At 60.4% G+C, this 18,084-nt stretch carries 18 protein-coding genes and 2 pseudogenes; 10 read left to right on the top strand and 10 right to left on the bottom strand.

The window, feature by feature from the left end; translation table 11 throughout:
* Nucleotides 1-84: 84 nt before the first annotated feature.
* The 6 genes from dapE (at nucleotide 85) to QRN38_RS08320 (ending at nucleotide 6,494) form a co-directional block, all read left to right on the top strand.
* Nucleotides 85-1,236, top strand: a complete 1,152-nt coding sequence (gene dapE / locus QRN38_RS08345) for a succinyl-diaminopimelate desuccinylase (RefSeq protein ID WP_024668419.1) — start codon at nucleotides 85-87, stop codon at nucleotides 1,234-1,236.
* On the top strand, nucleotides 1,236-2,045 hold the full coding sequence (locus QRN38_RS08340) for a putative RNA methyltransferase (protein WP_005615949.1): 810 nt from the start codon (nucleotides 1,236-1,238) through the stop codon (nucleotides 2,043-2,045). Before dapE ends, QRN38_RS08340 begins: the two co-directional genes overlap by 1 nt.
* A gap of 19 nt (nucleotides 2,046-2,064) precedes the next feature.
* Nucleotides 2,065-2,442 carry a hypothetical protein gene (locus tag QRN38_RS08335; protein WP_005765957.1) on the top strand — a complete coding sequence of 126 codons (378 nt, stop codon included), beginning with the start codon at nucleotides 2,065-2,067 and terminating at the stop codon, nucleotides 2,440-2,442.
* Between the two features lie 191 nt (nucleotides 2,443-2,633).
* Entirely contained in the window at nucleotides 2,634-5,135 is a 2,502-nt protein-coding gene (gene plsB / locus QRN38_RS08330) for a glycerol-3-phosphate 1-O-acyltransferase PlsB (RefSeq protein ID WP_057417997.1), read from the top strand.
* Nucleotides 5,136-5,246: 111 nt separating this feature from the next.
* Nucleotides 5,247-5,597, top strand: coding sequence for a YbaY family lipoprotein (locus tag QRN38_RS08325; protein ID WP_057417996.1), 351 nt, complete (start codon nucleotides 5,247-5,249; stop codon nucleotides 5,595-5,597).
* Between the two features lie 207 nt (nucleotides 5,598-5,804).
* On the top strand, nucleotides 5,805-6,494 hold the full coding sequence (locus QRN38_RS08320; protein WP_005765949.1) for a DUF4197 domain-containing protein: 690 nt from the start codon (nucleotides 5,805-5,807) through the stop codon (nucleotides 6,492-6,494).
* Nucleotides 6,495-6,562: 68 nt separating this feature from the next.
* Here the strand turns inward: QRN38_RS08320 and QRN38_RS08315 are convergent.
* Nucleotides 6,563-6,745: pseudogene (locus QRN38_RS08315) on the bottom strand (AcrB/AcrD/AcrF family protein); the annotation flags it as partial.
* Between QRN38_RS08315 and QRN38_RS08310 the strand changes: the two are divergent.
* Nucleotides 6,742-6,921, top strand: a pseudogene (locus QRN38_RS08310) (TetR/AcrR family transcriptional regulator C-terminal domain-containing protein); the annotation flags it as partial. The pseudogenes QRN38_RS08315 and QRN38_RS08310 overlap by 4 nt on opposite strands.
* Nucleotide 6,922: 1 nt before the next feature.
* Here the strand turns inward: QRN38_RS08310 and QRN38_RS08305 are convergent.
* Nucleotides 6,923-7,732, bottom strand: a complete 810-nt coding sequence (locus tag QRN38_RS08305) for a class I SAM-dependent methyltransferase (RefSeq protein ID WP_057417994.1) — start codon at nucleotides 7,730-7,732, stop codon at nucleotides 6,923-6,925.
* A 96-nt stretch (nucleotides 7,733-7,828) separates the two neighbouring features.
* On the opposite strand from QRN38_RS08305, the gene QRN38_RS08300 reads away from it, so the two are divergent.
* Complete coding sequence (locus QRN38_RS08300) at nucleotides 7,829-8,452, top strand: hypothetical protein (protein WP_005765940.1); 624 nt, start codon at nucleotides 7,829-7,831, stop codon at nucleotides 8,450-8,452.
* Nucleotides 8,453-8,550: 98 nt separating this feature from the next.
* On the opposite strand, the gene QRN38_RS08295 is transcribed toward QRN38_RS08300, so the two are convergent.
* The 6 genes from QRN38_RS08295 to ppc all read right to left on the bottom strand — a co-directional run bounded on the left by QRN38_RS08295 (nucleotide 8,551) and on the right by ppc (nucleotide 15,108).
* Nucleotides 8,551-9,240 carry an extensin-like domain-containing protein gene (locus QRN38_RS08295; RefSeq protein WP_057417993.1) on the bottom strand — a complete coding sequence of 230 codons (690 nt, stop codon included), beginning with the start codon at nucleotides 9,238-9,240 and terminating at the stop codon, nucleotides 8,551-8,553.
* A 141-nt stretch (nucleotides 9,241-9,381) separates the two neighbouring features.
* Nucleotides 9,382-10,245, bottom strand: a complete 864-nt coding sequence (locus tag QRN38_RS08290; protein ID WP_010201379.1) for a DUF72 domain-containing protein — start codon at nucleotides 10,243-10,245, stop codon at nucleotides 9,382-9,384.
* A 2-nt stretch (nucleotides 10,246-10,247) separates the two neighbouring features.
* Nucleotides 10,248-10,559, bottom strand: coding sequence for a hypothetical protein (locus tag QRN38_RS08285; protein ID WP_007245395.1), 312 nt, complete (start codon nucleotides 10,557-10,559; stop codon nucleotides 10,248-10,250).
* A 223-nt stretch (nucleotides 10,560-10,782) separates the two neighbouring features.
* Complete coding sequence (tsaB, locus tag QRN38_RS08280; protein ID WP_057417992.1) at nucleotides 10,783-11,457, bottom strand: tRNA (adenosine(37)-N6)-threonylcarbamoyltransferase complex dimerization subunit type 1 TsaB; 675 nt, start codon at nucleotides 11,455-11,457, stop codon at nucleotides 10,783-10,785.
* Nucleotides 11,458-11,544: 87 nt separating this feature from the next.
* Entirely contained in the window at nucleotides 11,545-12,192 is a 648-nt protein-coding gene (gene adk, locus QRN38_RS08275; RefSeq protein WP_003377743.1) for an adenylate kinase, read from the bottom strand.
* A 279-nt stretch (nucleotides 12,193-12,471) separates the two neighbouring features.
* Nucleotides 12,472-15,108, bottom strand: a complete 2,637-nt coding sequence (ppc, locus tag QRN38_RS08270; protein ID WP_057417991.1) for a phosphoenolpyruvate carboxylase — start codon at nucleotides 15,106-15,108, stop codon at nucleotides 12,472-12,474.
* A 378-nt stretch (nucleotides 15,109-15,486) separates the two neighbouring features.
* On the opposite strand from ppc, the gene QRN38_RS08265 reads away from it, so the two are divergent.
* Both QRN38_RS08265 and lptF read left to right on the top strand, forming a co-directional pair.
* Nucleotides 15,487-15,900, top strand: coding sequence for a DUF4398 domain-containing protein (locus tag QRN38_RS08265; RefSeq protein ID WP_005765928.1), 414 nt, complete (start codon nucleotides 15,487-15,489; stop codon nucleotides 15,898-15,900).
* Nucleotides 15,901-15,958: 58 nt separating this feature from the next.
* Nucleotides 15,959-16,741: a lipotoxin F family OmpA-related lipoprotein LptF gene (gene lptF / locus QRN38_RS08260; RefSeq protein ID WP_057417990.1), complete on the top strand. Its 783-nt coding sequence runs from the start codon at nucleotides 15,959-15,961 to the stop codon at nucleotides 16,739-16,741.
* A gap of 76 nt (nucleotides 16,742-16,817) precedes the next feature.
* Here the strand turns inward: lptF and QRN38_RS08255 are convergent, their stop codons facing one another.
* On the bottom strand, nucleotides 16,818-17,138 hold the full coding sequence (locus tag QRN38_RS08255) for a PA3694 family proteiin (protein WP_005765924.1): 321 nt from the start codon (nucleotides 17,136-17,138) through the stop codon (nucleotides 16,818-16,820).
* Nucleotides 17,135-18,031 carry an alpha/beta hydrolase gene (locus QRN38_RS08250; protein ID WP_007245391.1) on the bottom strand — a complete coding sequence of 299 codons (897 nt, stop codon included), beginning with the start codon at nucleotides 18,029-18,031 and terminating at the stop codon, nucleotides 17,135-17,137. The genes QRN38_RS08255 and QRN38_RS08250 overlap by 4 nt, the downstream gene beginning before the upstream one ends.
* Nucleotides 18,032-18,084: the final 53 nt, after the last annotated feature.

The following is an 18,084-nucleotide window of genomic DNA, read 5'->3' as shown; positions in this document are numbered from 1 at the left end:
CGATAAACGACGGCCCCAGGTCATCGTTTTGCTTTAAGATATCCGCCTTTTCGCGCCCAAAGTCTTGCTACCGGAGTTCTGTACATGACGGCCCCCGCCGACCTCTCGCCTACCCTCCAACTTGCCTGCGACCTGATCCGCCGACCATCGGTCACGCCGGTCGATGCCGATTGCCAGACGGTGATGATGCAGCGCCTGGGCGATGCCGGCTTCAAGCTTGAGCCGATGCGCATCGAAGACGTCGATAATTTCTGGGCCACTCACGGCACCCGCGAAGGGCCGGTACTGTGTTTCGCCGGTCACACCGATGTGGTGCCGACCGGACCGGTGCAGGACTGGCAGAATGATCCGTTCGATGCCCTGATCGACGAGCACGGCATGCTCTGCGGACGTGGCGCTGCAGATATGAAAGGCAGCCTGGCGGCAATGCTGGTCGCAGCCGAGCGCTTCGTGGCAGACCACCCGGACCACAAGGGTTCGGTGGCATTTCTGATCACCAGCGACGAAGAAGGTCCGGCGCATCACGGCACCAAGGCCGTTGTTGAGCGCCTGGCCGCGCGCAATGAACGTCTGGACTGGTGCATCGTCGGCGAGCCTTCCAGCACCACGCTGGTGGGCGATGTGGTCAAAAACGGCCGTCGCGGCTCGCTGGGTGCCAAGCTGACAGTGCGCGGCAAGCAGGGCCATGTGGCTTACCCGCATCTGGCGAAGAACCCGATTCACCTCGCCACGCCTGCGCTGGCCGAACTGGCCGCCGAGCATTGGGACAACGGCAATGATTTCTTCCCGCCGACCAGCTTCCAGGTCTCCAACCTGAACTCCGGCACTGGCGCGACCAACGTTATCCCCGGCGATCTGGTGGCGGTCTTCAACTTCCGTTTTTCGACCGAATCGACAGTCGAAGGCTTGCAGCAACGCGTCGCCGCCATCCTCGACAAGCACGAACTGGACTGGCATGTGGACTGGGCATTGTCCGGCCTGCCGTTTCTGACCGAGCCGGGCGCGCTGCTGGACGCGGTGTCGTCCAGCATCAAGAGTGTTACCGGTCGCGACACTAAAGCCTCGACCAGCGGCGGGACGTCCGATGGCCGCTTCATCGCCACCCTGGGCACTCAGGTGGTTGAGCTGGGCCCGGTCAACGCGACGATTCACCAGGTCAACGAACGCATTCTGGCCAGCGACCTCGACGTGCTGACCGAGATCTACTACCAGACCCTGGTCAAGTTGCTCGCCTGATGCTGACTTGCCCGATCTGCTCTGCGCCGCTCAGTGCGGCTGACAACGGCGTGGTGTGCCCTGCCGGTCACCGTTTCGACCGTGCGCGCCAGGGTTATCTGAACCTGTTGCCGGTGCAGCACAAGAACAGCCGTGACCCCGGCGACAACCAGGCGATGGTCGAAGCGCGCCGCGACTTTCTCAACGCCGGCCACTACGCCCCGGTGGCCCGACGGCTGGCGGAGCTGGCAGCCGAGCGCGCCCCGGCACGCTGGCTGGACATCGGCTGCGGCGAAGGTTATTACACCGCGCAGCTTGCCCAAGCGCTGCCCCGTGCCGATGGCTACGCGCTGGACATCTCCCGCGAGGCGGTCAAACGCGCCTGCCGGCGTGACCCGAACCTGACCTGGATGGTTGCCAGCATGGCTCGCATCCCGTTGCCGGATGCCAGCTGTCAGTTTCTCGCCAGTGTGTTCAGCCCGCTGGACTGGCAGGAAGCCAAACGGCTGCTGACGCCCGGTGGCGGGTTGATGCGGGTCGGCCCGACCAGCGAGCACTTGATGGAGCTGCGTCAGCGTCTTTACGATGAAGTTCGCGATTATGCCGACGACAAGCATCTGTCGCTGGTGCCGGAAGGCATGCAGTTGCAACACAGCGAAACCCTGCGCTATACGCTCAAGCTGATCGACGGTCAGTCGCGTGCCGACCTGCTGGCCATGACGCCGCACGGCTGGCGTGCCAGTGCCGAACGCCGCACTGCGGTCATCGAACAACCAGGACCTTTCAAGGTCACCGTTTCCATGCGCTACGATTACTTCGTGCTGCAATAAGCATTCAACAGAGGCACCCATGCGCCAACCCGATATCGAGATTTACCTCAAAGACGCAGACGTCGACCACAAGGCAATCGCCCAGTGGCTGGGCGCCGCGCTGGGCACGTGCAGCGACTGGACCCAGAAGGGCCAGACCTGGAAGTGCCAGGCTGGCAACGTGTCCGTGACCTGGCTGCCCAAAGCAGTCGGCAAGTGGAACAGCTTGCACCTGGACAGCGACCAGACCCCGTGGGACGACGACATCGCCTGCGCCCGCGCAGCTTTCGCGGCGCTCAACGTCGAAGTGCGCTGCGCACCGGGCACTTGGGTCGAAGAAGAAAGCGACGAAACTGCTGACCGCTGGATGCGCATCAGTGCCGACGGAGAAGAAGAGATCACCTGGCACACCGCGTAAGGTTTTTCGCTCAAGCGGTGCGAATGCGTACCGCCGCGGCAATGAAGGCGCTCGTGGCGGGGGGCCTGCGGACTTCCTCTCCTCAACAGGCGTTCGAGCAGGCCTGTCAGGGCTTTTGCCGATCGTCTCGGGATACGTCACACTGACGCCCATCTCGGGCAACCGCTCGTTCCTCACTCAGCAGAAGCCGTATGACCCGTTCTCCGTTCCGTCGTCTTGTGTTCGGCACCCTGCGCCGATTGTTGTACCTCTGGGTTCGCTCGGAAACCATCAATCAATCGTCTTTCACGCTCAACCTCGACCGCAGCCGGCCGGTTTTTTATGCCCTGCAGTCGCCGTCGATCAGCGATCTGGCCGTGATCGATACCGAGTGCCGCAAAGCCGGCCTGCCCAGGCCTGTGCTTTCAGTGGCGGTCGGCAACCTGATCGAGCCGTCTGCGTACTTTTACCTCACGCCTGCACCTGACTGGCTGGGGCGTCAGGACAAGCGCGGCGCGCCGCCGACACTCGAACGTCTGGTGGCTGCGGTCAGCCAGAACCCCGGTGAAGACGCGCAGATCATTCCGGTCAGTGTGTTCTGGGGCCAATCGCCCGATCACGAGTCCAGCGCCTGGAAGCTGCTCTTCGCCGACAGTTGGGCGGTGACCGGTCGCTTGCGCCGCCTGGTGAGTATTCTGATTCTGGGCCGCAAGACCCGTGTACAGTTTTCTGCACCGATTCACATGCGCGAGCTGGTTGACCAGAACAAGGGCCATGAGCTGACGCTGCGCATGAGCCAGCGCCTTCTGCGTACGCATTTTCGCAACCTGAAAAGCGCCGTGATCGGCCCGGACGTGTCGCACCGCCGCACGGTGGTCAAAGGTCTGCTGGACGAGCCGCTGGTCAAGCAGGCGATCATCGAAGAAGCCGAGCGGGAAAACATCACTCAGGAAAAGGCGCGGGAACGCGCACTGAGTTACGGCAACGAGATCGCCTCGGACTACACCTACTCCGTCATCCGCTTCATGGAAGTGGTGCTCAGCTGGTTCTGGAACAAGATCTACGACGGCATCAAGGTCAGCCATATCGAAGGCGTGCAGGAAATCGCGCCGGGGCATGAAGTGATTTATGTTCCGTGCCATCGCAGCCACATCGACTACCTGCTGCTGTCATATCTGCTGTTTCGCAACGGCCTCACGCCGCCGCACATTGCTGCGGGCATCAACCTGAACATGCCGGTAGTCGGCAGCCTGTTGCGGCGCGGTGGCGCGTTTTTCATGCGTCGGACCTTCAAGGGCAGCCCGCTGTACACCGCTGTTTTTACTGAATACCTGCACACGCTGTTCACCAAAGGGTTTCCGGTCGAGTACTTTGTCGAAGGCGGTCGCTCGCGCACCGGGCGCATGCTGCAACCGAAGACCGGCATGCTCGCCATTACCTTGCGCAGTTTTTTGCGCAACTCGCGAATGCCGATTGTGTTCATCCCCGTGTACATCGGTTACGAGCGCGTGCTGGAGGGCCGTACGTACCTGGGCGAGCTGCGCGGCGCGACCAAGAAGAAAGAGTCGATCTTCGATATTTTCAAAGTCATAGGCGCGCTGAAACAGCGCTTTGGCCAGGTCTCGGTAAACTTCGGTAAACCCATCAGGCTGGCCGAGTTTCTGGATGGCGAACAACCGGACTGGCGCGAGCAGGAGCTGGCACCGCAATTTCGCCCCGACTGGCTGAGTGAAACCACGCACCGGCTTGGCGAGCGTGTGGCCCAGCATTTGAATGAAGCTGCAGCGGTCAACCCGATGAATCTGGTGGCCATCACCTTGCTGTCGACGCAAAAACTGGCGCTGGATGATCAGGCCATGGAGCGTGTGCTTGACCTGTACCTCACCCTGCTGCGCGCCGTGCCGTACTCGCCGCACACCACATTGCCGGAAGGCAACGGCCGCTCGCTGATCGAACACGTCAAAGGCATGGACCTGCTCGCCGAGCAAAAGGATGCGCTGGGCAAGATTCTGTACCTGAACGAACAGAATGCGGTCCTGATGACGTACTACCGCAACAACGTTCTGCACATCTTTGCCCTGCCCTCGCTGCTGGCCAGCTTTTTCCAGAGCTCGTCACGCATGAGCCGCGAGCAGATCCTGCGTTACACGCATGCGTTGTACCCGTACCTGCAATCGGAACTGTTCATCCGCTGGCCGCTGAGCGAGCTGGACGAGGTCGTCGACCAATGGCTGGCGGCGTTCGTCGAACAGGGCCTGCTGCGTTTCAGAAACGATGCCTATGTGCGCCCGGAGCCCAGCTCCCGCGAATTTGTGTTGCTGACGCTGTTGTCGCGGGCCATCGCGCAGACCCTGCAGCGCTTCTACATGGCTATTGCCTTGTTGCTCAACAGCGGCCCCAACACCCTGAACCCCGAAGAGCTGGAAGACCTGTGCACGGTCATGGCCCAGCGCCTGTCCATTCTGCATGGCCTCAATGCGCCGGAATTCTTCGACAAGAGCCTGTTCCGCCACTTCATCCAGACCTTGCTGGACCTGCGCGTGCTGCGCAAGGACCGTGCTGGCAAACTGAGCTATCACCCGATGCTGGGCGAATTGGCAGAAGGCGCAGCCAAGCGCGTATTGCCTGCCGAGATACGCCTGTCCATTCGCCAGGTCGCCCTGCACAGCAATGAAGAAGAGCAAAATGCAGGAAACGAATCGGGGGCCGCGTAGGGCTTTTCGGCAATTTGACCAGGATATTTAGACGGGGGTTTTCTGCGCGCGGGTATGGGCTAGGGTGTGGTGTGTACCAACGAATGGTGCCTATCAAATAAGGAAATTGAGATGTCCAGCGAACCCCTAGTACGCCTTCAGGGTGAAGTTTATTACCTGCCACGCATCGCGCTGCCGACAGGCTGCGAGTTGACCGTCACCTTGAGCGACATCAGCCTGGCTGATGCACTGGCGATTGAAATTGACACCTGCAAAAAAACGATCACCCACCAGGTGCCGTTGCCGTTTGAACTGGGCTATGCCTTTGACCGCTATCCTGTACCGGGTCACAGCTATGCCTTGTCGGCGCGAATCGAGCATGAGGGTCGGTTGATCTGGATCAACGACACCGTGCACCCGATTGAACTGACCAACGAAAATCAAAGCGGTCTGAAGATCAAGGTCATTCAGGTCGCCGGCTGAATGGTTTCACCTTACAAAGCTCTCTTCGACGGCGCGTTTTCAACGCGCCGTCGTCGTTTCGCGTGGCTTCATCCTCTTCGGCATCGATCGACGCTTTTCGCTCCCGGGTTTCGAGTGCCTGTCACCACTTCCTGATACGCTTGTTCGCGTACCGCACCATTATCAACTCGGGTCCGGATTGAAACCCACTTTTACAAGGACGCTCTCATGCCTCGTTTTTCGTTTACCTTCGCTGCCCTGTGCGCCGGCCTTTTGCTGTCGGCCAACGTTTTCGCGCTGTCGCTGAGCGACCTTTCGCAATCAGACGCTACCGGCGGGCTCAAGGATGCCCTGACCCAGGGCGCGCAGGTTGCAGTCAAGCAACTGGGCGTTCCCGGCGGTTTCAGCAAAAATGACGAGGTGCGCATCGAGCTGCCAGGGAAGCTTGGCCAGGTGGCGAAAAAAATGAAAATGCTGGGCATGGGCACCCAGGTCGATCAACTCGAAACCAGCATGAACCAGGCGGCAGAAGCGGCCGTTCCGCAAGCGCAGGCGCTGCTGGTAGATGCAGTGAAAAAGATGAGCGTGACTGACGCCAAAGCCATTCTGGGCGGCGGCAAGGATTCGGCCACCCAATACCTGAACAGCACCAGCCGCGAGCAGATTCGCGCCAAATTCCTGCCGATCGTCAAGAAGTCTACGGATCAGGTCGGTCTGGCGCAGAAGTACAACGCATTTGCGGGCAAGGCAGCGGCACTTGGCGCGCTGGACAGCAAAAGCGCCAATCTCGAAAGCTACGTGACCGAGCAAGCGCTCAACGGGCTGTTTGAAATGATCGCCAAACAGGAAGAAAGCATCCGCGCCAACCCGGCAGCTGCCGCCACCGGCCTGGCGAAGAAGGTCTTCGGGGCACTTTGAGCGAACCTGCCGCAGCGGGTGGGGTACGCTCTATTCATCCACCCGTTTCACCCTGAACCACGCGGCAGCAACCGGTTGCGGTGCCAGATAACGCCCTCTTCAAAACCGTAATCGAGGGTTGCCACCTGCGAAATCGCCACGCTGGTGCCGTTTTGCGTCGGGATCGCCAGACTGGACAGCGCATCCAGTTGATCACGCTCGTTGCGGGTACCACGCAGCAGAATGTCAATCAGCTCGTCATCATCGCGGCAGCCTGCGCATCGAACACCCGACACGCGCCGCCGAGCACTTTCTGAACATTATCAAGGGTGTGCACAACTTCCGTCTGCTGGTCGGCTGTGCAGCACCGGCCGATCAGGACACGGTCGAGGAGCATGTCCGGGAAGTTGTGATGTTGTTCATGCGCGCCTACCGCCCGGACGCTTGAGCTAGAGGCCCGGCGCTGGCTCGACAGCCTTGGGCTTCAGGGCTTTTCTGGGATAGATGTCATAACGGCTGGACTTGCCGTCTAGCGCGTAACCCGGCTTGGGGCCGTCGATACACGGCGCCTTGCGCGGTCGTTTGACCACCACGCGATGGGTGGCAAGCGCCAGCGCTGCCGCAAGCAACGCTGGCGCGTCCATGTCATCGCCCACCAACGGCCGGAACAGGCGCATTTCCTTCTTCACCAGTGCGGTCTTTTCCCGATGCGGAAACATCGGGTCAAGGTAGATGACCTGCGGCGGTTCTTCTGCCCAGCTTCGAATGATCTCGATGGAGTTGCCGGTCAACAGGCGCATCCGGGCGATGATAGGGCCGATATCACGGTCGCCGCGCCCACGCGCCAGGCCATCCTCAAGCAGCGCGGCGATGATCGGCTGGCGCTCGATCAGGCTCATCTCGCAGCCAAGGCTCGCCAGCACGAAGGCATCCTTGCCCAGACCTGCCGTGGCATCCAGCACGCTGGGGCGAATACCTGGCTGAATGCCGACCGCCTTGGCAATCATCTGCCCGGTGCCGCCGCCAAACAACCGCCGATGGGCGACCGCGCCTTCGACAAAGTCGACCCGCACCGCGCCCGGCACGTCGTCGCCCAATTGCTGCAATTGCAGGCCATCGTCGGTCAATTGCAGCGCAAAATCCGCGTCGGCATCATGCAACGGCAAGCCCAGACGCTGTGCCCATTGCGCGGCGTGTTCCTGCCCGTCGATTGCCAGCGCTTCAACCCGGATACGACTGCCTGCTTGCTGCTCGATCATTACGTCTACACACTCAAAAATTGTTAATGATCGGCAAAATCTGCCGATAACCAAGTATCCGGCATTTTGCCAGACCCAAGGCCAGTACTGATCGCTATGTCAGACATTGTTCAATCATCCATCGGCTATTTGTCGCACTCAGGCGACTTTAGCGTTCGCAACAGCCGCACACTCGGTGGTGTGACGCAGCTGTGGTCGGATGCATTTGCCCGGGCGATGGCGGATCAGGTCAGCGAAAGCACTACCGTACCCGTGCACCCAACGGCTGTGGAAGTGGATGTTGAAACAGGCGAACCGGTCGCTGGCGCAAAAACCCTGAGCAAGATTGTCGAGCAACGTACCTGCCCGGTGACTGATACCGAGGTCAAACCACCTGAGCCTCTGTTTCTGCCAATCGCCGAATTTGACCTCGACCTGCTGCCGCCGCCTGCCGAGCCTTTCAGCATGGCAGAAATGATCGAACAGCAACGTAGCCTGGAATTCGAGAACCACTGGGTGCGCCCGACCGTTCTGAGCCCTTACGACGACAGCGTCAAACCAGGCCCCGGCCCGCAACCACGCCCATTGCACATGCCGATTGCCGAACTTGAATGGAACCTGGCCGACAAGCCCGCCCTGCCACTGGACGAGCAGACCATTGCTGCCCAACAACGCCAGTTTGACTACGAAAACGGCTGGGCCCGCCCACTGATCCTGCAAAACCTGCGGATGGCGGCTTGAAGCTGCAAGTCTCAAGCCTCAAGCCTCAAGCTGTTAGCTGCAAGCTAGAAGCGACTTGGATCAAAGCTTGAGACTTGCAGCTTGCAGCTAAAGCCGCCCTACCTACATACCCGCCACTTCCCCATGTCCATATGAAAATGATCGCGATGCGCGGCGTTGTACTGTGGTCCGAGCACGGTGCTGAAGTTCTTGCACGCGCCGTCGCGGACCAGCGTCAGAAAACGCCCTTTGTCGCCGCTGTCGCCCCAGTCCCTGAGCAGGTTGATCCGCTGGCCGTCAGCAAGGCGGAAAACCGCGATATCCAGCGCATTGGCGGTCGCGTGCTGACTGAGGCGGCTGTTGGCGCGGTTGTAGATGTTGCGGCAGGCGAAGCTGCCCAGATGATCGATTCGCACGACCCGCTGGCCGAAAACTGCCTGCGCGGCGGGCTGCAAGGTATGAATATCGAACAGCGCATAGGCCACTGCCAGCGGGCAACTGGCCAGAAAGCTGCTGCTCAGCGCCACGTCACCCCCCTGGATACGCAACGTGTTCTCCAGCGGGCACTGTACAGACGGGGCGCTGTCGGCCTGGCGACTGAAACGCAGCTCCGAAGTGCTCAGCACCTGATCGCACAGCGCCGGGTCGTCGCGCAATCGTGACAATTTGTAAGAGGTCAGGAAGTTGGGCTCGGCTCGCACATCCAGCGGTGCCCAAGGGTTCCAGCGCGCCGGCACATCGACCCAGCCGCGCCAGACAGCCAACACCCCGCCCGCACAGAGCAGCAGTAAGATCAGCAGCACGCGCATGCTTGCTCCCTGACCTGATCATCAGAGGCAAATTGCAAGGCATGCTTGAAAGTGCCGGTGTAACCCTCAAAACGGCGCAATTGTGAGTCCATCTGCACGCTCTCCACAGAGTCAGGCGCTATCAGCCTGTATCTGCAGACCTCAGAGCAAGCCCAACTGTTCCACCTGCGGCCCGCGATCCAGTTCGGGCAATGCCGGCAACCCAGGCAAGCGCAGCATCAATTGCTCGTGAAAACGTCTGGCCTGCTCGGGCGCCTTGAGGTTATCGGGGGTGTGCAGAAACACATAGGGCGTACGGCCCTCTTCAATCCACACGGCGACCTTCTCCACCCATTGCACAAGAAACTCGTTATTGGCCTCCAGGTCCGGGCCGCCGATGAAGCGAACCTGAGGGAATGAGGTCAGCGCCGCTGGGCGTGGCGGCACCTTGGGTTTCTTGGACTGGGCGTGAAGCACGGCGGGGTCGCTGGACACGCAGTTGAACAGTGCGCGCGAATCGAGACAGATGCGCTCGACACCTCGATCCAGCAACAGGCGATTGAGCATGCGCTCCTCGTCACCCTTCATGAAAAACGCCATGTTGCGCACTTCTACTGCCAGCGGGACGTTCAGCTCGTCGATAAAACCGACCAGTTCGGCAAGCCGCTGCGGGGTGAAGCTGGCGGGCAATTGCAGCCAGAACGGCGCGATCCGGCCACCCAATGGTGCGAGCAGGCGAATGAATGCTTCTGCCGCGCCGACCTGTTGACGAAGGTCGCCGTTGTGGCTGATGTCTTTATGGAATTTGGCCGTGAAGCGAAAGTCTTCGGGCATTGTTTCTGCCCAACGCTGAACAGTAGTCGCAGCGGGCCGTGCATAGAAGGTGGTGTTGCCTTCAACGACGTTGAACACTTGCGTGTAGAGGCTCAGAAAATCAGTGGGACGGGCATCTTCGGGGTACAACGAGTCGCGCCAGGCGTTTTCACTCCATGACGGACAACCGAGGTAGTAAGGCAGGCGAGTCACAATCAAACGTGAAGGTCGAGCCCGGATACTTCAAGGTCCCAATCTACAAAGCTGGCAGTGGTCAGGTAGCTGGCCAGCGCATGGGCGACACGAGAGCTCATGGAGCGCGGGAAGATGATGTCTTGCGGACGCGCAGGCACGTTGGCGGTGCTGCCAACAGGCGAATCACCCGATTCACGGCGAGCTTGCGCCGCAGGTGGCGGCAACTCGGCATCAACCACGACTTCCTCAAAAGTACCCTCAACGGTAGAAGGCGTTTTCTGCGGCTTTCGCTTGATCGGGTAAGAGCGTTGTGAGGGTCCGTCTATGCGCATCGATTATATACTCGGTGTCGATAGTGGCAATTTAGCGTCACTGCACGGCAGTTCGCAAATTACTTAACGATAACTAGACCACATATATTGCAAATTGTTTTCTCGAAATGAGATTTAAGAGCATTCAGACGACAAGCGGTAGATGGCTAATTGATAGTTTTCTGTTGAGGGCACTCATTGCGCAAGTTGCGTCAGCCACTGGACAGTAGCGTGCCTGCACTTATTAACGCGCCTTCGGCGTGGCGACCTTGTCGCGCAGGTAAACCGGCTGTGCATCGTCTGCCGACAAGGCTTCGCCACGGTTCCAGGCAAAGGTGGCGAGGGTCAGCAGATCCTGTGCATGGGGCAGCATGCTTGCATCATGACCTGCCAGGCTGACCGGAATACGCTCGGCGTAGCCCCAGCCGGTACCCGAACCGAACCATTGCCCGCTGGCGTCCACCGGCAGCGTCGCCAGTTCGGGAGCCATGACGGCTTCGTTGCCGAGCAGACGCATTTCGCCGGCAGTCTCGCAGTAACAACCCCAGTAAACTTCATCCATGCGCGCATCAATGGCCGATGCAACCTGGGAAACGCCATGCTCGCGAAACGCGCGCTGGGCCAGTACGGCAAGATTGGAGACGGGCAATACCGGACGTTCCAGCGCGAAGGCCAGGCCTTGCACGACGCCGATGGCAATGCGCACGCCAGTAAAAGCACCCGGGCCGCGCCCGAAGGCGATGGCGTCCAGCGCTGACATCGCAATGCCAGCCTCGCCCAGCAGGTCCTTGATCATGGGCAATAGCCGCTGTGCGTGCAGGCGCGGGATCACCTCGTAGTGGCTCAGCACCTTGCCGTCATGCAGCAAAGCGACCGAGCAGGCTTCAGTGGCGGTGTCCAGGGCCAGCAAGGTGGTCATCGGTGTTTCCGTCTTGGTGAAAAAGTGGCGAAGTATAAATGACAAATGGCCCGCAAGCGGGCCATTTTATCAAGCAGGCTTTACACCTCAGCTCAGCGCTACCAGCACCTTGGCCGTAATCTCTTCAACCGAACCAACGCCTGGAATGTGGCTGCACTTGGGCTTGCCATTCTGCGCTTCAAGCTTGCTGTAGAACTCAACCAGCGGCTTGGTCTGGTCGTGATAGACCTTCAGGCGCAGGCGCACGGTTTCTTCGACATCGTCCTTGCGCTGCACCAGCGGTTCGCCAGTCACGTCATCGACACCTTCGACCTTCGGCGGGTTGAAGATCGTGTGATAGATGCGGCCGGAACCTTCGTGAACGCGACGGCCCGACATGCGCTTGACGATTTCTTCGTCATCCACGGCGATTTCGAGCACGTGGTCGATTTCCAGACCGGCCTTCAACAGGGCTTCTGCCTGAGGAATGGTGCGCGGGAAGCCGTCGAACAGTACGCCGTTCGCGCAATCGGGCTCGGCCAGGCGGTCCTTGATCAGGCCGATGATCAGGTCATCGGAAACCAGATTACCTGCGTCCATGACGCTTTTGGCTTTCAGGCCCAGCTCAGTGCCGGCCTTGACCGCAGCGCGCAGCATGTCGCCAGTCGAAATCTGCGGAATGCCGAACTTTTCAGTGATGAATTTTGCCTGAGTACCTTTACCGGCCCCGGGAGCTCCTAGCAGAATCACGCGCATCGTCATGCTCCTCAAAATTTTTATAGTGAAATCAACGGATTCGCCTCGGGGGCCAATCTAAAAATAATCAGGCCAACAGGCCGAAAGGCTGATCAAGATACACAGCCGACAGGGGCCGCACAAGCCGCCAAAAGTCGCATTAACCGCCTGCGCACCGGCTTGCGTGCCTTGATTGTCGAGCTGGGTGATCTGTATCAACGTTTCCGGCAGGCTGGCCTGCAAACCCGGTCTTGCCACCGCCGGACCGAAACGACCCGACGACAGCAGCGGTGCGGTTGCTTAACCGGTGTTGCGCAGGCCGGCAGCAATACCTGCCACAGACACCAGCAGCGCCAGTTCCAGAGGGCTGTCCAGACTCGCTTCGCGATTGCGCGAGCGCGAAAGCAACTCGGCCTGAAGCAAATGCAGCGGGTCGAGGTAGGCGTTGCGCAGGCTGATGAACTCAAGCGTTTCAGGGCTGTGGGCCAGCAGTTGCGTCTGGCCGGTCAACCCCAGCACAACATTGCAGGCCTGCGACAATAGGTCGCGTAAATGTGCGCCCAAATGTTGCAGCTCAGCGGTCACCAGACGTTCGTCGTAGAGCCGGGCGATGTCTGCGTCGGCTTTGGCGAGGACCATTTCCAGCATGTCGATACGGGTTCTGAAGAACGGCCACTGCTCACGCATCTGCGCCAGCACCTCGCCTTCGCCGCGCTCCAGCGCCTTGCTCAACGAAGCCTCCCAGCCCAGCCATGCGGGCAGCATCAGGCGCGTCTGGGTCCAGGCGAAGATCCACGGAATGGCGCGCAGGCTTTCTACGCCCCCCTCGCGACGCTTGGCCGGCCGACTGCCCAACGGCAAGCGGCCCAGTTCCTGCTCGGGTGTCGCCTGGCGGAAGTATTCGACGAACTCGGGGTTCTCGCGCACCACCGCCCGGTAGGCACTGACCCCGTCGCTGGCCATCTGGTCCATCATCGTGCGCCAGGCTGGCTGCGGGGGTGGCGGCGGCAATAGCGTGGCTTCCAGCACGGCAGCCAGATAGAGATTGAGGTTCTGCTCGGCGATGTCTGGCAGGCCGAATTTGAAACGAATCATTTCGCCCTGCTCGGTGGTCCGGAATCGCCCGGCAACCGACCCCGGTGGCTGCGACAGGATTGCCGCATGCGCCGGACCGCCGCCACGCCCGACGGTACCGCCGCGACCATGGAACAGCAGCAATTCGACCTGTTGCTCGCGACAGATCTCCACCAGTTTTTCCTGCGCCCGGTATTGCGCCCAGGCGGCCGCAGTGGTGCCAGCGTCCTTGGCCGAGTCCGAGTAGCCAATCATGACTTCCTGCGGCCCCTGCAAACGTGAGCGATAACCAGGCAGCCCCAGCAGCGTCTCGATCACCGGCCCGGCGTTATCCAGGTCGGCGAGGGTCTCGAACAGCGGGACCACACGCATCGGCCGTTGCAGCCCGGACTCCTTGAGCAGCAATTGCACGGCCAACACGTCGGAGGCGGAACCGGCCATCGAGATCACGTAGGAACCCAAGGACGCTGCCGGCGCTGCCGCCACCTCTCTACAAGTGGCCAGCACTTCGGCGGTATCGGCTGCCGGTTTGAAGTAGCGCGGCAGCAACGGCCTGCGGTTATTCAATTCGCGCAGCAGGAAATCGATCCGGGTCTGCTCATCCCACTCTTCGTAGCGACCCAGCCCCAGATAGTCGGTGATTTCGGTCATGGCCGCGCAATGCCGCGTGGAGTCCTGACGCACATCCAGACGCACCAGAAACAGGCCGAATGTGACCGCACGACGCAGGCAGTCGAGCAGCGGCCCGTCGGCGATCACGCCCATGCCGCACTCGTGCAGTGACTGGAAGCACAGCAGCAGCGGGTCCAGCAGTTCGCGGTTGTCGCGCAGCACCTCTTCCGGCGCAGGCAAGGTCTCGGTCAGCGAAGCGTTGGCCCAATTACGTGTTGCACGTAGACGTTCGCGCAGGCGTTTGAGCTCGGCACGATAAGGCTCGGCGCTGTCGCCGACACTGGCGCGCAGTGCGTCACTGGCCTGCTGCATCGACAGCTCGGCGGCAAGGTTGTCCACGTCGCGCAAATACAGGTCAGCGGCCATCCAGCGGGCCAGCAGCAGAACTTCACGGGTCACGGCGGCGGTGACGTTCGGGTTGCCGTCGCGGTCGCCGCCCATCCAGGAGGCGAAACGGATCGGCGCAGCTTCCAGCGGCAAATGCAGGCCGGTGGCGGCGTGCAGCACGTGGTCAGCCTTGCGCAGGTAATTCGGGATGGCGTGCCAGAGGGAATGCTCGATGACCGCAAAGCCCCATTTGGCCTCGTCGACCGGTGTCGGCCGGATACGCCGAATCTCTTCGGTGTGCCAGGCCTCGGCGATCAGACGCTGCAAGCGTGAGGTAATCTGCGCGCGCTCGGCGCTGTTGAGGTCACGATGGTCCAGCGCCGCCAGTTGCGTGGCAATGGCGTCGTACTTCTGGATCAGCGTGCGACGAGCAACTTCGGTGGGGTGCGCGGTCAGCACCAGCTCGATTTCCAGTTTGCTCAACTGGCGCGCCAAGGTTTCAGGCTGGTGTCCTTCTGCTTTCAGACGATCAAGCAATTCGGACAGCACACGCGACTCGAACGGCAGCGGCTGCGCATCGTCACGCCGATGCATGAGCTGATATTGCTCGGCAATGTTGGCCAGGTTGAGGAACTGGTTGAAGGCCCGGGCTACCGGCAGCAGTTCGTCATCCTCAAGCCCGTCGACGCTTGAACTGAGCTGCTCTGCACCTTCTGCAGAGCCACGCCTGCCCGCCTTGGCGCCCTTGCGAATGCGTTCGATCTTGTCGAGAAATTCAGCCCCGCGCTGCTCACGGATGGTATTGCCCAGCAGTTCACCCAGCAGGTGAACGTCTTCGCGCAGACGCGCATCGATATCGGCCATCGTTCCCTCTCCCGGTTATTGTTTGGGCTCAGTTGCGTATCCGTTCAACAAAACGAGCTACGTGAATTCAAATCCGCGTTGCCAACAGTGCACCAAAAGGCGGTAGTTCGCCAAATGCTTAGCGCAAAAAGCTGTGTTGGCGTGCACCGCCTGTTCGCCAACAGAACCTTTTGAGATGTCGCCCGACTACAGGCAGTTGGTCGAGCGCCGTTGAAAATTCCTGACCACTCGAAAAATATTAATATGAACTATTCAAAAACCCCGCAGGTCGGAGCCATTAACCATTACAGGAAAGCCCGAAAGGTAGCAGGCGTTGTACGACCTCATGCCCGGACTTGATGCACAACTGTCATGGATAACCACGTTCGGAGTCATACAATGGAGTTGATCACCATGAACACCCTTACTGCCAAAACCAAGTTCCAAGGCCTGCGCGGGCTCAAGCTGGCTGCGCTGGCAATCGGTAGCACGTTCATCCTGGCCGGTTGCGCAGGGAACCCGCCATCCGAGCAGTACGCGGTTTCTCAATCTGCCGTAAACAGCGCCGTCAGCGCCGGTGGCACCGAGTTCGCAGCCGTAGAGATGAAATCGGCTCAAGACAAACTCAAAGCTGCTGACCTGGCCATGCAGGATCACAAGTACGACGAAGCCCGCAAGCTGGCTGAACAAGCAGAGTGGGACGCTCGTGTAGCGGAACGCAAATCTCAGGCTGCCAAAGCCAACAAGGCTGTGCAGGATGCCCGTCAGGGCGTGAACGAACTCCGTGATGAAGGCCTGCGTCAGGTGCAGTAAGCACCTCGCCACCCTTCTGCTTTCATGAATTCGTAACTGATTAAAGGACGACCTTATTATGCGTAAACAATTGATGATCCCTGCTCTGCTGGCCATGAGCGTTGCGTTGGCAGCCTGTGCAACCAAGCCTAACCCTAACCTGGAACAGGCACGCAGCAACTTCACCGCGCTGCAGACCAACCCTGAGTCCACCAAAGTCGCCGCCCTGGAAACCAAGGACGCGAGCGAATGGCTGGCCAAGGCAGAGCAGGCGTTCCGTAATGATGACGACGTCAAGAAAGTCGATCAGCTTTCTTACCTGACCAACCAGCGCGTCGAGCTGGCCAAGCAGACCATCGCCCTGCGCACCTCCGAAGCCGCTCTGCAGAACGCTTCTGCCGACCGTGCCAAGGCTCGCCTGGAAGCGCGTGATGCTCAAATCGCTGCGCTGAAAAACAGCCTGAACGCCAAGCAGACCGAACGCGGTACGCTGGTGACTTTTGGTGACGTGCTGTTCGACTACAACAAGGCCGAGCTGAAGCCAACCGCCCAGGGCGACATCGGCAAGCTGGCTGCGTTCCTGCAGGAAAACACTGACCGCAAAGTGATTGTCGAAGGCTACACCGACAGCACCGGTTCGGCTGCCTACAACCAGTCGCTGTCCGAGCGTCGCGCCAATTCGGTTCGTATGGCACTGGTCCGCATGGGTGTAGACCCGGCGCGCGTTGTGACCATGGGTTATGGCAAGGAATATCCGGTTGCTGACAATTCCAGCAACTCGGGCCGCGCCATGAATCGTCGTGTGGAAGTGACCATTTCCAACGACAACCAGCCTGTTGCCCCACGCTCGTCGATGAAATAAGCGACCGAGCGGCTGTACCCAAGCCCCGTCTGCGCATGCAGGCGGGGCTTTTTAATGGGTGGGCACTTATGCGGGTTTATTGCTGTGGTGTCTGCTGGCCGATACAGCGCACCGCCTGCCTGCGGTCGTCGATCAGCACGCCGGACAAGCCCTTGCGTGACGTATCGAACAGCACCAGCACGCCGTCGATGCACTGCGCAACTTCAGCGGCGGGCGTCGCAGCAATCTTGTAGTCCTCGCCCGGCACAGTCTTGAGCAGGGTGAATTGACTGAGCAACAAGGCGTCTTCAGGTTTGGCGAAGTGCAGGTAGCCGTAGAACCACAGGCAGCCGACCGTACCGATGACTGCGCCAACGCCGGCCAGGATCATGCCGTTCACATTACGATCATCACTCATTGCGCAGGATGTTTGTCAGAAGCGGGAAAATTGGGCACTTCGGCCAGACGACGCAGGCCATTGAAGTGCTCGGGGTCTTCGAGGTAGCGCAGCATGACCTGACGCCACAGAGGGTCGCCAAAGGTTTGCGCGTGCTCGCCGCGGGTCAGTTGCAGCACGCGCGGGGGCGGCGCAGCCTTGTACAGCTCGATGCCATTGGCGAGCGGCACCAGTGTATCGTCCATGCTGTGGAAGATCAGCATCGGGGTACCCGCCAGTTGCGGCAGGCCGTTCACCGCACTGTCGGCGTCCGGGATCAGCCATGACAATGGCGTTTTCAACGGCCAGGTCAGCCAGGATTTGCTCAGCGAGTTTTGCGCAACACTGCGGTAGCTGGCCGGCACGCTGTCCAGCACCAGTGCTTTGACTCTGGAGCGTTCTTGCGGGTGCTGCGACAGGTAGTGCACTGCCAGCGCGCCGCCAATGCTCTGTCCCAGCACCACGAGCGGCCTGCCTTGTACCTGCGGCGTGGTGTTCAGCCAGTCGAAAGCCGCCTGAACATCCTGATAGATCGCCGGCAGGCTGGGCTCGCCCTGCGACTGGCCGTAACCGCGATAGTCGACCATCAACACCTGATAACCCTGCTCGGGCAGCCACCAGCTGCCCCCCAGGTGCCACGAAAGATTGCCGCCGTTGCCATGCAGGTGCAACACCGTGCCTTTGACCGGCACACCTTCTTTGACCGGCAACCACCAGCCATGCAACTGCGTGCCATCGGCAGCGGTGAGGTTCACGTCCTGATACTGCAGACGCGCCTTGTCGGGCGTGAACGGCAGGCCATGTTCCGGATAGAACAGCATTGAGCTGCAACCGGTGAGGCTCAGGATCAGGACGATGATGCCGATCAGTTTCAAATGGGGGGTTCCTTGAAGTCTCAGTGCTATCCAGCCCCAGAGTGTAGGAGCTT

Origin of the sequence: Pseudomonas sp. CFBP2511 (assembly GCF_030209255.1) — a bacterium.
Classification (GTDB): Bacteria; Pseudomonadota; Gammaproteobacteria; order Pseudomonadales; family Pseudomonadaceae; genus Aquipseudomonas; species Aquipseudomonas avellanae.
Note: the sequence above shows the minus strand (reverse complement) of the source record. Positions and strands in the feature narration are given on the sequence as shown.

Excerpts from the sequence above, each read along its gene's own strand:
- tsaB (WP_057417992.1), bottom strand. The coding sequence starts at position 11,457 with ATGACCACCTTGCTGGCCCTGGACACCGCCACTGAAGCCTGCTCGGTC.
- adk (WP_003377743.1), bottom strand. The coding sequence starts at position 12,192 with ATGCGCGTGATTCTGCTAGGAGCTCCCGGGGCCGGTAAAGGTACTCAG.
- QRN38_RS08340 (WP_005615949.1), top strand. The coding sequence starts at position 1,236 with ATGCTGACTTGCCCGATCTGCTCTGCGCCGCTCAGTGCGGCTGACAAC.
- ppc (WP_057417991.1), bottom strand. The coding sequence starts at position 15,108 with ATGGCCGATATCGATGCGCGTCTGCGCGAAGACGTTCACCTGCTGGGT.
- QRN38_RS08325 (WP_057417996.1), top strand. The coding sequence starts at position 5,247 with ATGTCCAGCGAACCCCTAGTACGCCTTCAGGGTGAAGTTTATTACCTG.
- QRN38_RS08300 (WP_005765940.1), top strand. The coding sequence starts at position 7,829 with ATGTCAGACATTGTTCAATCATCCATCGGCTATTTGTCGCACTCAGGC.
- QRN38_RS08320 (WP_005765949.1), top strand. The coding sequence starts at position 5,805 with ATGCCTCGTTTTTCGTTTACCTTCGCTGCCCTGTGCGCCGGCCTTTTG.
- lptF (WP_057417990.1), top strand. The coding sequence starts at position 15,959 with ATGCGTAAACAATTGATGATCCCTGCTCTGCTGGCCATGAGCGTTGCG.
- QRN38_RS08335 (WP_005765957.1), top strand. The coding sequence starts at position 2,065 with ATGCGCCAACCCGATATCGAGATTTACCTCAAAGACGCAGACGTCGAC.
- QRN38_RS08305 (WP_057417994.1), bottom strand. The coding sequence starts at position 7,732 with ATGATCGAGCAGCAAGCAGGCAGTCGTATCCGGGTTGAAGCGCTGGCA.
- QRN38_RS08255 (WP_005765924.1), bottom strand. The coding sequence starts at position 17,138 with ATGAGTGATGATCGTAATGTGAACGGCATGATCCTGGCCGGCGTTGGC.
- plsB (WP_057417997.1), top strand. The coding sequence starts at position 2,634 with ATGACCCGTTCTCCGTTCCGTCGTCTTGTGTTCGGCACCCTGCGCCGA.
- QRN38_RS08265 (WP_005765928.1), top strand. The coding sequence starts at position 15,487 with ATGGAGTTGATCACCATGAACACCCTTACTGCCAAAACCAAGTTCCAA.
- QRN38_RS08285 (WP_007245395.1), bottom strand. The coding sequence starts at position 10,559 with ATGCGCATAGACGGACCCTCACAACGCTCTTACCCGATCAAGCGAAAG.
- dapE (WP_024668419.1), top strand. The coding sequence starts at position 85 with ATGACGGCCCCCGCCGACCTCTCGCCTACCCTCCAACTTGCCTGCGAC.
- QRN38_RS08295 (WP_057417993.1), bottom strand. The coding sequence starts at position 9,240 with ATGCGCGTGCTGCTGATCTTACTGCTGCTCTGTGCGGGCGGGGTGTTG.